This window comes from Pseudomonas fluorescens, from assembly GCF_002022275.1.
GTDB classification, from domain to species: domain Bacteria; phylum Pseudomonadota; class Gammaproteobacteria; order Pseudomonadales; family Pseudomonadaceae; genus Aquipseudomonas; species Aquipseudomonas fluorescens_AJ.
The window spans coordinates 111,119-124,852 of the sequence record NZ_MSDF01000062.1 but is presented as its reverse complement, the minus strand read 5'-3'; the positions used below and the strand labels follow the sequence as shown (position 1 = coordinate 124,852).

At 61.0% G+C, this 13,734-nt stretch carries 10 protein-coding genes; 4 read left to right on the top strand and 6 right to left on the bottom strand.

All coding sequences use genetic code 11. The features are described from left to right. Positions 1–95: 95 nt before the first annotated feature. On the bottom strand, positions 96–1,535 hold the full coding sequence (hydA, locus tag BFW87_RS30790) for a dihydropyrimidinase (protein WP_078743470.1): 1,440 nt from the start codon (positions 1,533–1,535) through the stop codon (positions 96–98). 591 nt (positions 1,536–2,126) lie between these two features. Between hydA and BFW87_RS30785 the strand changes: the two genes are divergently transcribed. Further along, entirely contained in the window at positions 2,127–3,608 is a 1,482-nt protein-coding gene (locus BFW87_RS30785; protein WP_078743469.1) for an NCS1 family nucleobase:cation symporter-1, read from the top strand. Between the two features lie 158 nt (positions 3,609–3,766). Further along, positions 3,767–5,050 (top strand): Zn-dependent hydrolase, encoded by a 1,284-nt coding sequence (locus tag BFW87_RS30780; protein WP_078743468.1) that lies wholly within the window; start codon positions 3,767–3,769, stop codon positions 5,048–5,050. Positions 5,051–5,141: 91 nt separating this feature from the next. Here the strand turns inward: BFW87_RS30780 and BFW87_RS30775 are convergent, their stop codons facing one another. Genes BFW87_RS30775 through BFW87_RS30765 form a run of 3 tightly spaced genes read right to left on the bottom strand, consistent with a single transcriptional unit; the run spans position 5,142 to position 10,921 of the window. Next, positions 5,142–6,560: an efflux transporter outer membrane subunit gene (locus BFW87_RS30775; protein WP_078743467.1), complete on the bottom strand. Its 1,419-nt coding sequence runs from the start codon at positions 6,558–6,560 to the stop codon at positions 5,142–5,144. Continuing rightward, positions 6,544–7,710, bottom strand: a complete 1,167-nt coding sequence (locus tag BFW87_RS30770; RefSeq protein ID WP_078743466.1) for an efflux RND transporter periplasmic adaptor subunit — start codon at positions 7,708–7,710, stop codon at positions 6,544–6,546. The genes BFW87_RS30775 and BFW87_RS30770 overlap by 17 nt, the downstream gene beginning before the upstream one ends. Continuing rightward, the gene (locus BFW87_RS30765) at positions 7,700–10,921 is read right to left on the bottom strand and encodes an efflux RND transporter permease subunit (RefSeq protein WP_078743465.1); all 3,222 of its coding nucleotides are present in this window, start codon (positions 10,919–10,921) and stop codon (positions 7,700–7,702) included. The genes BFW87_RS30770 and BFW87_RS30765 overlap by 11 nt, the downstream gene beginning before the upstream one ends. A 240-nt stretch (positions 10,922–11,161) precedes the next feature. Between BFW87_RS30765 and BFW87_RS30760 the strand changes: the two genes are divergently transcribed. Further along, positions 11,162–11,572, top strand: a complete 411-nt coding sequence (locus BFW87_RS30760) for a PA0061/PA0062 family lipoprotein (protein ID WP_078743521.1) — start codon at positions 11,162–11,164, stop codon at positions 11,570–11,572. On the opposite strand, the gene BFW87_RS32125 is transcribed toward BFW87_RS30760, so the two are convergent. Continuing rightward, positions 11,569–11,727, bottom strand: coding sequence for a hypothetical protein (locus BFW87_RS32125; RefSeq protein ID WP_176159851.1), 159 nt, complete (start codon positions 11,725–11,727; stop codon positions 11,569–11,571). The genes BFW87_RS30760 and BFW87_RS32125 overlap by 4 nt on opposite strands. A 211-nt stretch (positions 11,728–11,938) precedes the next feature. On the opposite strand from BFW87_RS32125, the gene BFW87_RS30755 reads away from it, so the two are divergent. Continuing rightward, positions 11,939–12,601: a peptidase C39 family protein gene (locus tag BFW87_RS30755; protein WP_078743464.1), complete on the top strand. Its 663-nt coding sequence runs from the start codon at positions 11,939–11,941 to the stop codon at positions 12,599–12,601. Positions 12,602–12,755: 154 nt separating this feature from the next. Here the strand turns inward: BFW87_RS30755 and pbpG are convergent, their stop codons facing one another. Continuing rightward, positions 12,756–13,679: a D-alanyl-D-alanine endopeptidase gene (gene pbpG, locus BFW87_RS30750; protein ID WP_078743463.1), complete on the bottom strand. Its 924-nt coding sequence runs from the start codon at positions 13,677–13,679 to the stop codon at positions 12,756–12,758. Positions 13,680–13,734 lie beyond the last annotated feature (55 nt).

Sequence of the window (13,734 nt, the reverse complement as noted above, 5' to 3'; positions counted from 1 at the left end):
CCTGTGCTGGCCTCATCGCAGGCAAGCCAGCTCCCACAGTTGAGCTGTGTGTATCCGATCAAGTGTGGGAGCCGGGCTTGCCCGCGATGGCGGTATCAGCGTTTCACAGCCGTGGGCCTGGAATGCTCCGCCCGCTTGCCCAACTGTTCGAACACCGCCGGATACGCCGGCCGCTCCACATACCGCCCTGCACCGCGTTCGGCGCGCAGGTCGCCATCGGCCCAGACCAGCTTGCCCTGGCTGATGGTGTGGCTCGGCACACCGCGCACGGTCTTGCCTTCGAAGATGTTGAAGTCGACTTTCTGATGGTGGGTCTTGGCGGAAATGGTTCGCGTACCCTCGGGGTCCCACAGCACCAGGTCGGCATCCGCACCCACACGAATCGCGCCTTTGCGTGGGTAAAGGTTGAAGATTTTTGCGGTGTTGGTGGAGGTCAGCGCGACGAATTCCTGCATCGACAGGCGCCCGGTGTTGACGCCCTCATCCCACAGCAGCGCCATGCGGTCTTCGATCCCGGCGGTGCCGTTGGGGATCTTGCTGAAGTCGTCACGCCCGGCCGCTTTTTGCTCGGCGCAGAAGCAGCAATGGTCGGTGGCGGTGGTGTGCAGGTTGCCCGATTGCAGGCCGTGCCACAGCGCCTCTTGATGCCCGCGCGGGCGAAACGGTGGGCTCATCACGTAGCCGGCGGCGGTCTGCCAGTCGGGGTGTCGGTACACGCTGTCATCCAGCAGCAGGTGGCCGGCAAGCACTTCGCCGTACACCGGTTGGCCTTTGGCCCGAGCATAGGTGATTTCGTCGAGGGCTTCCTTGGTCGAAACGTGGACCAGGTACAGCGGCGTGCCAATGGTCTCGGCGATCCGAATCGCGCGGCTGGCGGCTTCGCCTTCCACTTGGGACGGCCGCGACAGTGGGTGCGCTTCCGGCCCGGTGATGCCTTGGGCCATCAGCTTGCGTTGCAGGTGATACACCAGCTCGCCGTTCTCCGCGTGCACCGTGGGCACCGCGCCCAGTTCCAGGCAGCGTTCGAAACTGGCAACCAACGTGTCGTCGGCGGCCATGATTGCGTTCTTGTAGGCCATGAAATGCTTGAAGCTGTTGATGCCGTGATGGCTGACCAGCTCGGCCATTTCCTCACGCACCTGCTCGCTCCACCAGGTGATCGCCACGTGAAAACCGTAGTCGGATGCGGATTTTTCCGCCCAGCCGCGCCACTGGTGAAAGGCTTCCATCAAGGATTGTTGCGGGTTGGGAATCACGAAGTCGATGATCGACGTGGTGCCCCCCGCCAGACCTGCTGCCGTGCCGCTGAAAAAGTCTTCGCTGGCCACGGTGCCCATGAAGGGCAGTTGCATGTGGGTATGAGGGTCGATGCCGCCGGGCATCAAGTATTGGCCGCTGCCATCGAGTACTTCTGTGCCGGCGGGAACATCCAGATCCGTGCCAATAGCGCGAATTAGACCGCCTGCGCATAAAACGTCGGCGCGGTAACTTTCATCATGGGTAATTACGGTGGCGCCACGGATCAACAGCGACATGTCGAGTTCCTCACAGGCTTGACCGGCTTGTGCCAGTTCTAAGTGTTGTAATGCTGCTAACCGGTGATGGGTTAAAACCTGTCATCGGTGACAGGAATAGAAACTAGCCCGAGTTTTTGGATTGAGCAAGAAGATTTTTTATAAGCTTATATCGTGTTTAAATTACTGATAAATAAAGATAAAAATTAATAATCACCAAAATGTAGCGGTCGCTCACCATTTTGACGCACTTGACAGGTTCTCAAGATGAGCAACATTTCTTATTGCAAATCAGACGCTTGAGACGTGCCTCTTGACGGGGGCAGGAAATAAAAATAATTGTGTTGCACCAGATTGAGTCCTGACAGTTCGGGCAACTTCCACAAGGTTTAGCCTGAGCCGTGTGAGAAGTACCGCAGGCTTAATGGGAAAGCTGATTAACATCAGCAAGTTAGTTATGCGGTATGGGTTCGGGTCAGGTTGTCGGCACGGTTATTGAGTGCAGTGGCGGCTGGCCGGGCCCGTGATGTCATGTTGTTTACGAGGTACTCCGGCCATTCAGCGCAACGCGTTGGATGAGCAAAAATAATTCGAAAAAACCGTGGAGCGGCCATGCAACAGAACAGATCGCAAGTCATTGAGCGCAACGGCCTGTACGAACTCGACGCCGGCCCCGACGTCCTCGACAGCCCTCGCTACAACCACGACATGGCACCGACCAAGGTGCACGAACGAACCTGGAACAAATGGCACATCACCGCGCTGTGGATCGGCATGTCGATCTGCGTGCCCACCTACACCCTGGGCGGCGTGCTCACCGCGTACTTCGGGCTGTCGGTGGGCGAGGCGCTGATGGCGATCCTGCTGGCGAACATCGTGGTGCTGATTCCACTGACCCTTAACGCCTTCCCCGGCACCAAGTACGGCATACCGTTTCCGGTGTTGCTGCGCTCGTCGTTCGGCATCCTCGGTTCCAACGTGCCGTGCCTCATTCGGGCGCTGGTGGCGTGCGGCTGGTTCGGGATCCAGACGATGTTTGGAGGGCTGGCGATTCACCTGTTCCTCGGCTCGATTTTCGACGGCTGGAAGTCCCTCGGCGGCACCGGTGAAGTGATCGGCTTCATGATTTTCTGGTGCCTGAATTTGTGGGTGGTGCTGCGCGGCGCCGAGTCGATCAAGCGCCTGGAAACCCTGTCCGCACCGTTGCTGGTAGCCGTCGGGATTGGCCTGCTGGTGTGGGCGATGCCCAATGTGTCGATCAGCGAGTTGATGGCGATCCCGCCCAAACGCCCTGAAGGTGCGAGCCTGACCGGTTACTTCATGGCCGGGCTGACCGCGATGGTGGGCTTCTGGGCCACCTTGTCGCTGAATATTCCGGACTTCAGCCGCTACGCCAAAAGCCAGAAAGACCAGATTCTCGGGCAGATTTTCGGGCTGCCGCTGACCATGTTCCTGTTCGCCGCGCTCGGCGTGATCATGACCGCCGCGTCGGTGAAACTGGTGGGCGTCAGCGTGTCCGACCCGGTGACCCTGATCGGGCATATCCAGAGCCCGGTGTGGGTGGCCATCGCCATGGCGCTGATCATCATCGCGACCTTGTCCACCAACACAGCGGCGAACATTGTGTCGCCGACCAATGACTTTCAGAACATCGCCCCCAAGCTGATCAACCGCACCACGGCAGTGATCCTCACCGGGCTGGTGGGGTTGGTGTTGATGGGCCATGAACTGCTGAAAAAGCTTGGGCTGATCGTCTCGGACGTGAGCCTGGAAACCGTTTATTCCAACTGGCTGCTGGGCTACTCAAGCCTGTTGGGGCCGATTGCCGGGATCATGGTGGTGGACTATTTCATCACCCGCAAACAGCAACTTGACCTGGCTGGTTTGTATCGCGATGACGTGTACCCGGCGTGGAACTGGAGCGGGTTTATTGCCTTTGGCGTGCCGGTGGTGTTGACGCTGCTGTCGCTGGGTAGTGATGCGTTCAGCTGGTTCTACAGCTATGGCTGGTTTACCGGCTCGGCGTTGGGTGGGGTGTTGTATTACGGGCTGAATGCCAAGCGTGCAGCCAAGCCCGTCGCGGTGAAAAGTTGAAATGCAAGTCAACTGTGGGAGCGGGCTTGCTCGCGAATGCGGTCTTGCAGGCACCAGTTTCGGTGACTGACACACAGCCTTCGCGAGCAAGCCCGCTCCCACATTTGGACCGAGTTGCGCCAGTTTAACTATAAGAAATCCAGCCTGAGGAGATCCCCATGAACGCTGCCCTTGACGTTCTGCAATCCACCCATCAGCACATTAACCGCGACCGCCTGTGGCAGTCCCTCATGGACCTGGCCAAACTAGGCGCCACGCCCAAGGGCGGGGTGTGTCGCCTGGCCCTCACCGACCTCGACCGCAAAGCCCGTGACCTGTTTGTGAAGTGGTGCGAGGAGGCCGGTTGCACCGTCACCGTCGACGGCATCGGTAATATCTTCGCCCGCCGTCCCGGGCGTAATCCAGACCTGCCACCGGTGATGACCGGTAGCCATATCGACACCCAGCCCACTGGCGGCAAATTCGACGGCTGCTTCGGTGTGCTGGCGGGTGTGGAAGTGTTGCGCACCCTGAACGACCTGAAGGTCGAAACCGAAGCACCGCTGGAAGTGGTGGTGTGGACCAACGAAGAGGGCTCGCGTTTTCCGCCGTGCATGATGGGTTCTGGGGTATTTGCCGAAAAATTTACCCTGGCGGAAACACTGGCCAAGGTGGATGCCGATGGCGTCTCGGTGGGCGATGCGTTGAATGCCATTGGCTACGCGGGGACGCGCGCGGAGAGCGGCCATAAAGTGGGCGCCTACTTCGAAGCGCACATCGAACAAGGTCCGATTCTTGAGGACGAGAAAAAAACCATCGGCGTGGTCTTGGGCGCGCTGGGGCAAAAGTGGTTCGACCTGAAACTGCGCGGTGTTGAAGCCCATGCGGGGCCGACGCCGATGCACCTGCGTAAAGATGCCTTGGTCGGTGCAGCGGCGGTCGTTGCTGCCGTAAATGCTGCGGCGCTCGGTCATCAGCCTCATGCGTGCGGCACCGTGGGCTGCTTGCAGGCCTATCCGGGTTCACGCAACGTCATTCCGGGTGAAGTGCGCATGACCCTGGATTTCCGTCATCTGGAACCGGCCCGGCTAGATTCGATGATTGCCCAGGTGCGCCAGGTGATCGACGACACCTGTGCCAAACATGGCTTGAGTTTCGAGATGGAGCCCACCGCGGATTTCCCGCCGCTGTACTTCGACAAAGGCTGCGTCGACGCCGTGCGCGATGCGGCGAACGGGTTGGGCTTGTCGAACATGGACATTGTGAGCGGGGCAGGGCACGACGCAATCTTCGTCGCCGAGCTGGGCCCGGCGGGGATGATCTTTGTGCCGTGTGAAGGTGGCATCAGCCATAACGAAATCGAAAATGCCGCGCCGGATGATCTGGCGGCCGGGTGTGCGGTGTTATTGCGGGCAATGGTGGCAGCTTCGGTGGCGATTGCCAGTGGGAAATTAGCTGCCTGATGGGGCCTCATCGCGGGCAAGCCAGCTCCCACATTTAATCGGGTTCACACCTTTCAAATGTGGGAGCTGGCTTGCCTGCGATAGCGTCAGGTCAGGCCCCAGGTTGCCAACCACCCCCCAACGCAGTCACCAACCCCACACTCGCCTGCAACTGCCGCGTCTGCACCGCTTGCAACGTCCTCTGCGCCTGCAACGCCGCCGTCTGCGCGGTGACCACATCCAGGTAACTCACAGCCCCCGCCTGATAACTGTTCATCGCCAGCGACTGCGTATGTTCCGCCGCATCCGCCGCCGCTTGCTCATCCTGGGCTTCCTGCTGCAAGTCGCGCAGTTGCGCCAGGTTGTCTTCCACCTCGCGGATGGCCTTGAGCACATGGCTGCGGTACTGCGCCGAAGCTTCTTCAAACTCGGCTTTGGCCTGGCGTTCGTTGGCGCTCAAGCGGCCGCCATCGAAGATCGGCAGATTGACTAAAGGCCCCAGTGCCCAATAGCGATTGCCCGCTGACAGCAGGTTGCCAACGCCTTGCGTTTGCCCGCCAATCAACCCGGTCAGAGTGAAATCCGGGTACCACGCTGCTTTGGCTACGCCGATATTCGCGTTGGCCGCGAACACCCGCCGTTCTGCCGCCGCAATGTCTGGGCGACGTTGCAGCAGATGGCTTGGCAACTGCGACGGAATCCCCGGCAGCGCGATCAACTGTTGGCTCGCCGGCAGCGAGAAATCACTCGCCGCGACGCCAACCAACTCGCCAATGGCGTGCTCGGTCAGGTTGCGTTGCCCGCGCACTTCATCCAGTTGCGCTTTGGCCTCAGCCAGTTGGTTTTGCGCGCGGGTCAGGTCCAGTTCCGAAGCAATCTGGCCCTCATAACGGCTGCGCGTGAGTTGCAGCGCCTGGCTGAAATCATCCAGCGAGCTGTTGAGAATGCGGCTCTGCGCATCCAGGCCGTTGAGCTGCACATACAGGGTCGCCAACTGGTGTTGCAGGCTCAGACGAGCCACTGCCAGGTCATCGCCGGACGCCTGCGCCTGGGCGTCTCCGGCCGCCACCTGGTTGCGGATTTTGCCCCACAGGTCCAGGTCATAACTCAACGAAAACGCCGCGGTATTGCTGTTGTACACGGCGGGCTGCGTATCCCCGCGCAACGGCCGCGAGTCCGATTGGCGCTGGCGCAGCGGCTGCGCACTGGCGGTGATCTGCGGGAACAACCCGGCGTGCAGTTGGCTGGCATAGGCCTGGGACGCGTCGAAATGCGCCAGCGCCGCTGCCAGGTCCGGGTTGGCCTTGAGCAGTTGCTGTTGCAGGTCGTTCAGGCGCGAGTCGTTGTAGAGCTTCCACCAATCCGGCGCCAGTTGGTCGGACGGTTGCGCACTGTGCCAGGGACCGTCGCTGGTCTGTTCGCGATAGCCTGTCGGCAGGTTGACCGTCGGCACTTTGTAAGTGGGCGCCATCGAACAACCTTGCAGCGCCAGCAGCATCAACGCCGCCAGGGGTTTAAGCCTTGGGCGCATGCGCACCTCCGGCTTCGGCCAACTGCACGGCATCGCCTTCGCGCAGGGCGTCGGGCGGGTTATCGACCACGCGGTCGGCGGGGTTCAGGCCCTGATCGATCACCAGGCGGGCGCCGAGGTCGAGGCCGATGTGGATGTCTTGCAAGTGCACGTGATTTTGCGCATCCAGCACTGCAACCTGGGTGCCCTGGGCGCGGAAAATCAGCGCGCTGGCCGGGATGCTCACGCCGTGGGTGTCCGCCGGAATCGGCAGCGTGGCTTCGGCATAATCGCCGGGCAGCAATTCGCCGTTGGGGTTGTCGGCGACGAACTGCGCGAGCAGGGTGCCGGAGCGGCGGTCGATGGCGGTGGAGTCGCCGATCAGGTGCGCCTTGAAGTGTTCGCCGGGGTGCTCGGGCACGGTCAGCTCGGCTTCCAGGCCCGGGTGGATGACCGCTGCGTAGTTCTGCGGCACCGGCACGTAGAGGCGTAGCTGGTGGGTGTCGGCAATGTTGAACAGTTCCGGATCGCTGTCGGTATCGGCCTTGATCAACTGGCCGATATCGGTGTTGCGCGCGGTGATGGTGCCGGCGAACGGCGCGCGAATGGTCTTGTAGCTTTCCAGGGCTGAGAGGCGCGCGTAATCGGCAGCGGCCGCTTCGGCATTGGCCTTGGCAGCGGCGGCGTTGGAGGTTTTCTCATCCGCCTCCTGGCGCGACACCGAATGGCTCGCCAGCAGGTTCTGCCAACGTGTGGCGGTGGTTTCGGCCAGGCGTGCGTTGGCCTGTTCCTGAATCAGCCGGGCGTGTGTTTGCGCCAGTTGCTGGTCGAGGTCCGGGCTGTCGATTTCCGCGAGGATTTGCCCGGCTTTGACCTGGCTGCCGATGTCGACTTTCCAGTCCTTCAAGTAGCCGCTGACCCGCGCGTGAATCGGTGCCTTGCTCCAGGCTTCCAGGTGCGCAGGCAGGCGCAGGGTGTCACCGGCGGCGTTTTGTTTGGGCTGGAACACCATCACTTGCGGGATGGCAGCGGTTTCCGTCCAGGCGGTGACTGACTGTTCGTGCAGCGTGCGGGCGTGCAGGCCATTGGCGACCAACAGGGCGGCCAGTGTCAGGCCGCCGGCACCCATGAGCATCAGACGCTTGCGCGAGGGTTTGTGATCAGACGACATGTGGCGTTTCTCCAGCAGTTGCGCGAGTAGGGTGACGACCGTGGACCAGGCTGAAGACCACGGGAACAAACAACAAAGTAGCGACGGTGGCGAAGATCAAACCGCCGATGACGGCCCGGCCGAGCGGGGAGTTTTGCTCCTCGGAAAGTGCCAGCGGCAGCATGCCGATGATCATCGCCAAGGCGGTCATGCACACAGGGCGAAAGCGCGTGTAGCCCGCTTCCATCGCAGCCTTCAACGCGTCGCCATGTTCGGCCAGACGCTCTCGGCAGAAACTCACCACTAGGATCGAGTTGGCGGTGGCCACGCCCATGCACAGGATCGCGCCAGTGAGTGCGGGCACCGACAGCGAGGTGCCGCTGAGGAACAGCATCCACACGATGCCCGCAAGCGCCGCCGGCAATGCGGTGATGATCACGAACGGGTCGGCCCAGGACTGGAAGTTGACCACGATCAGCAGGTAGATCAGCACCACCGCGCCGAGCAAGCCGAAGCTCAAACCGCTGAAGGCTTCATGCAGCGCATCGATCTGCCCGTGCAGGCTGATCACCGCGCCTTTGGGGCGCATGGACGCGGTGTCATCCAGCACTTTTTGCACGTCACGCGCCACGCCGCCGAGGTCGCGGCCTTGCACGTTGGCGTACAGGTCCAGGGTCGGTTCGATGTTGTAGTGGGTTACCACCGCCGGGCTCTGCACACGGGAAATGCTCGCTACGCCGCCGAGGATTTGCGACTGGCCGTCGGCGCCGGTGACGGGTAGGGCTTCCAGCGAAGGCAGGCTGTCCAGACGGTATTGCGGGGTGGCCGCAACGATCGAGTACGACACGCCGTTGGCCGGGTTGAGCCAGAAGGTCGGCGCCACCTGGGAGCTGCCGGCGAGGGACGCAACCATGCTGTTGGTCACGTCACGTTCGGTAATACCCAGGCCATTGGCGCGCATGCGGTCCACGTTGACCTGCAACGACGGGTAGCCGGTGGACTGCTGGATACGCAGGTCGGCGATGCCCGGTACGTGTTGCAGGCGACGCTCCAGTTCCACGGCGTAGGCGCGGTTTTCGGCGTCACTGCGCCCGGAGATTTTCACGTCCAGCGGGGCCGGGGCGCCGAAGTTGAGGATCTGGCTGCTGATATCGGCGGGCAGGAAGGCGAAGTGGCTGCCGGGAAAGCTTTCCGGCAGGGCTTCACGCAGTTTTTTCACGTAGTCGGCGGTGGGCGCGTGGTCCTTTTTCAGGGTGACCTGAATGTCGCCATCCTGTGGGCCAATGGTGCCGCTGCTGCTGTAGGCCATGTCGATGCCGCTGAGCGGGATGCCGATGTTGTCGACGATGGTGTCCAGTTCTTGCGCCGGGATCACTTCGCGAATCCGCGCTTCAATACGGTCGAAGGCGGCGGCGCTTTCTTCAATACGCGTGCCCAGCGGCAACCGCACGTGAAGGGCGAGGGCGCCGGCATCGGTGGCCGGGAAGAAGTCCTGGCCCAGGCTTGGCAACAGCAGGAACGAGGCGAGTACGCAGGCCAGGAAACCGACTATAAAGCGCTTGCGCGCGCCTAGCGCGAGGATCAGCAGGCCGTGGTAGGTGTCGCGGATATTCGAGAAGTGGCGCTCGAAACCCTGTTGAAAGTTCAGCACCGATTGCAGTACGCGATTGCGTGGTTTTTTGTGCTGTTCACCTTCGTGATGGTTGATGAATTCATCTTCCGGGTGATGCCCCGCGCCTTGCTCCGGCGTGTGCGGTTTGAGCAGGAACATCGCCAGGGTTGGCACCAGGGTGCGCGAGAGAATGAACGAGCTGGCCATGGCAAAGATCACCGCCAGGGCCATCGGGCGGAACAGGTAACCGGCGATGCCTTGCAGCAGGAACATCGGCACGAACACGATGCAGATACACAGCAAGGAGACGAACGCCGGGCCGACAATTTGCGCGGCGCCGTCGAGTATCGCGGTCTTCACCGCCTTGCCTTGCTCAAGGTGCCAGTTGATGTTTTCGATGGTCACCGTGGCGTCGTCCACCAGAATCCCCACCGCCAACGCCAGCCCGCCGAGGGTCATGACGTTGAGGGTTTGCCCAGTGGCTGCCAGCAGCGCGATGGCCGACAGCACGGCCAGCGGAATCGAGGCGGCAATGATCAGGGTCGAACGCCAGCTGCCGAGGAACAGCAGGATCATCGCACTGGTCAGCAGCGCGGCGATGATGCCTTCCTGGGCCACGCTGCCCACCGATTGTTTAACGAACACCGACGCGTCACCCAGTAGCGAGGTTTTCAGCGACGGCGGCAGGGTTTCGTTGATGCGCGGCAGCATCTGGCGGATGCCGTCGATGATCGAGAGGGTGGAAATGCTGCCGTTTTTCAACGCCGGCATCAGTACGGCGCGATGGCCATCCACGCGCACGATGTTGGTCTGCGGCGGCGAACCGTCGCGCACGTGGGCCACCTGGCCGATGGTAATGATCGCGCCATCGACCGTCTTGATCGGCAGGTCGTTCAGCTCATCAATCGCCTTGGGGCTGTTGTTGAGCAGGATCGTGTATTCGTTGGGGCCGAGTTTGGCGGTGCCCACCGGGATGATCTGGTTCTGCAGGGCCAGGGCGTTGCCGACGTCTTGCGCTGACAGGCCTTTGGCGGCCAGCGCCTGCGGGTCGAGGTCGAGGGTGATCTGGCGTTGCTTGCCGCCCATGGGCGTAGGCATGGCCAGGCCGGGCAGGGCGCTCAGGGGCAGGCGGATATTGTTCTGCACCAGGTCGCGGATTTTCGCTTCCGAGAGGCTCGGGCTGGAAAACGCCAGTTGCAGGATTGGCACCGTGGAGGCGCTGTAGTTGAGGATCAGCGGCGGCGTGATGCCCGGTGGCATCTGCTTGAGCACGGTTTGTGAAACGGCTGTCACTTGGGCGTTGGCGGTACGGATGTCGACGCCGGGCTGGAAGAAGATCTTCACGATGCCCATGCCGGGCAGCGATTGCGATTCAATGTGTTCGATGTCGTTGACGGTGGTGCTCAGGGAGCGTTCGTAGGTGTAGATCACTCGACCGGCCATGGCGTCCGGCGACAGGCCGTTGTACTGCCACACCACGGCGACGACGGGGATGCCAATATCGGGAAAAACATCCGTGGGGGTTCGCAGGGCCGCCATCGGCCCGATGATGCAGATGAATATGGCCAACACGATAAACGTGTACGGCTTTTGCAGTGCGGTCTTTACCAGCCCGAGCATGCGTGAACCTCCGAGGGAGCAAAATTGCAAACCCCGGCAGTTTTGCCCGACCCACCTAACACGCACCTTTCAGTCAGGTGAAGGAACATTTAGTTAACGGCTGAAGATCCTTTCATATGTATTCATTTGTTCTACATTGGGTGGCTCTCCAAGCTTGTAGCCCATCGGACACGACACATTTTCGTTGCGTCCACTGTGTTTACTGATGTCCTTTGGAGCCCTGCCATGTCACTTAAAAACCTGTCACTTAAACCACTTTTGCTGATCCCGGCCCTTGGCGCTGTGCTGCTGTTGTCGGCCTGTGCCGGGCCGATTCCGAAAGCCGACCCGAGCGAAGCGTGGATCGGCTTGAAGGAAGAAGCGCCGAATGACTTGATGGCCGAGCGCGTGGATGGCAAGCGCGTGGATGACGGGCGCTTCTTTGAAGTGACCCCCGGTGACCATCGCCTGGATGTGACGCTGTTCGAAGAAGAGCCAGGCGATGACAACCAGCAAGACTGCCAGGGCCGGGTCGAGTACAAGGATTTCAAGGCGGGTGAGCATTACACGCTGGTGGAATCGAGCCTGGGCACCACCGTGCGCGCATCCCTCAAGGATGAGCACGGCAAGGAAGTCGCAGCGACTCAGGACTTCAGCTGCATGCCTGGCTAAGCGTGATGCACCGCCGCCCTGCGGGGCTTGGCGGGTGCCACGGGTTTAACGTGGGGGTGGTGCCGACGCGTTACGCGCATGACCCCCCACAACATCGCGGCGGCTACCGCCAGCCAACCGCAGATCAACATGAAAATCGTTGTCGCAAGGCTCATCTGGGCCTCCTTTCGCCCCGCTCGGGGCACACACAGTCTTCTCAATGGACAGTCTAGCTACCTGCCGGTTGCCTGCTATTGACCAATGGTCGTGTCCGTCCAACTCGTTTGCTCTATGCCGGGCGTTTTACTAACGTTCAAGGCTATACCCGCGTGGCCGGGCGCCCTATGATCAGGGCCCTTACCGGCAGTTGATCAAGAGAGCAGAACATTGCGGTTACGGTCGAACGTTAAAACTTCCTTGTTGCTGGCCTGCGCCCTGGGGCTTGCGGCTTGTTCCGGGCATCCGTCGAGGCTTGCCGGCTTGCCGGAGCGTGTCGAACTCAATGGCGTGCCGACCTTTCGCAGCGAGGCCTATCTGAGCGGCCCCAGTGCTTTAGCCAGCATGCTGTCGCAACAAGGCATTGTCATGACACCGGGCTTGCTCGATAAGCCGCTGCACTTGCCGGGTGGCGAGGCGGACCTTGAGCGCAACATGCAGGTGCTGGCGCGTGAGTACGGGCTGATGGTGTATCCGCTGGATACCGAGCTGACGGCAGTGCTGGCGCAGGTTGCGGCGGGTTACCCGGTGATGGCGCGGATCAACCCGAGCCTGTGGTCCGGCACGCGGTACGTCGTGGTGGTGGGGTTCAACCAGCAGAAGAGCACGGTACTGCTGCGTTCGGGGCTGGAGCGTCGATTACTGATGAGTTTCAGTGACTTTGAATCGGCCTGGAAGAGCGCCGGTCACTGGGCGATCCTGACTCAGCGCCCGAGTCAGTTGCCGGCGCAGGTGGATGCGCAGCGCTGGCGTGATGCGGCGAATGCCACTGCGCGGGCGGGGCAGGAGCAAGCGGCGGCGCAGGCGCTTAAAGTGTTGGCGGAGAAGAAGTAACCGCACTGACGTTCATAAATGTGGCAGCGAGCTTGTGTGGGAACCGGGCTTGCCCGCGATGCAGGCAACTCGATTTTTCAGCTGGACCGAGTTGATGCTATCGCAGGCAAGCCAGCTCCCACACAAGCCTGCCTCCACATTGAAGCTGTTGTGTTTAGCGACGTACTTCTGCAGCGTTCGGGCGGTTTTTCAGGTTTTTGTCGGCCTTGTAGCGCAACGCCACATCCGGCACCGAACCGCTCTTGCCTGTCTCGACCCAGTTACGAATACGCGTGGCATCGGCAAAGTGGGTGAACTTGCCGAAAGCATCCAGAATCACCAGCGATACAGGGCGATTGCCCATGCTCGTTACCAGCACCAGGCAGTGGCCGGCCTGGTTGGTAAAGCCGGTCTTGGTCAGCTTGATATCCCAGTTGGCGCGGTTGATCAGATGGTCGGTGTTCGAAAAGCCCAAGGTGTAGTTGGGCTTGCGAAATGCCACAGTCTTTTCCTTGGTGGTGCTCAGTTGACTCAGCATCGGGTATTTGCGCGCCGCAGCCAGCAACTTGCTCAGGTCGCGAGCCGTCGACACGTTGTGAATCGACAGGCCGGTAGGCTCTACATAATGCGTGCTGGTCATGCCCAGCGCCTTGGCCTTGGCGTTCATCGCTGCGATAAAGGCCGGGTAGCCGCCCGGGTAGTGGTGGGCCAGGCTGGCGGCCGCGCGGTTCTCTGAAGACATCAGCGCAATCAGCAGCATTTCTTTACGCGGCATTTCGCTGCCGATCTTCACGCGGGAAAACACGCCTTTCATTTCCGGCGTGTCCTTGATGTTGATGTCGATGTACTCGTCCATGTTCTGCTTGGCTTCGAGCACGATCAAACCGGTCATCAACTTGCTCACCGACGCGATGGGTACCACCACGTCTGGGTTACTGGAATAGATGACTTTGTTGGTCTGCAGGTCTACCAGGATGGCGCTGCCGGAGGCGATTTGCAGTTTGGAAGTGTCACGCGGGGCCTGGGTGGTTTCGGCAGCGTGCGCGAGGGTGCCTGTAAGTGCAAAAAATAGGCTGACGATAGAGAGACGAATTTTCACGCGGGTGAACTCGCTAAAAAGGTAAGGAAATACCGTTCAGGAAACGGGTGTTTTG

Bases quoted from the DNA above. Each gene is read 5' to 3' on its own strand.
- BFW87_RS30780 (WP_078743468.1), top strand. From the start codon at position 3,767: ATGAACGCTGCCCTTGACGTTCTGCAATCCACCCATCAGCACATTAAC.
- BFW87_RS32125 (WP_176159851.1), bottom strand. From the start codon at position 11,727: ATGAGCCTTGCGACAACGATTTTCATGTTGATCTGCGGTTGGCTGGCG.
- BFW87_RS30775 (WP_078743467.1), bottom strand. From the start codon at position 6,560: ATGCGCCCAAGGCTTAAACCCCTGGCGGCGTTGATGCTGCTGGCGCTG.
- BFW87_RS30765 (WP_078743465.1), bottom strand. From the start codon at position 10,921: ATGCTCGGGCTGGTAAAGACCGCACTGCAAAAGCCGTACACGTTTATC.
- BFW87_RS30785 (WP_078743469.1), top strand. From the start codon at position 2,127: ATGCAACAGAACAGATCGCAAGTCATTGAGCGCAACGGCCTGTACGAA.
- BFW87_RS30770 (WP_078743466.1), bottom strand. From the start codon at position 7,710: ATGTCGTCTGATCACAAACCCTCGCGCAAGCGTCTGATGCTCATGGGT.
- hydA (WP_078743470.1), bottom strand. From the start codon at position 1,535: ATGTCGCTGTTGATCCGTGGCGCCACCGTAATTACCCATGATGAAAGT.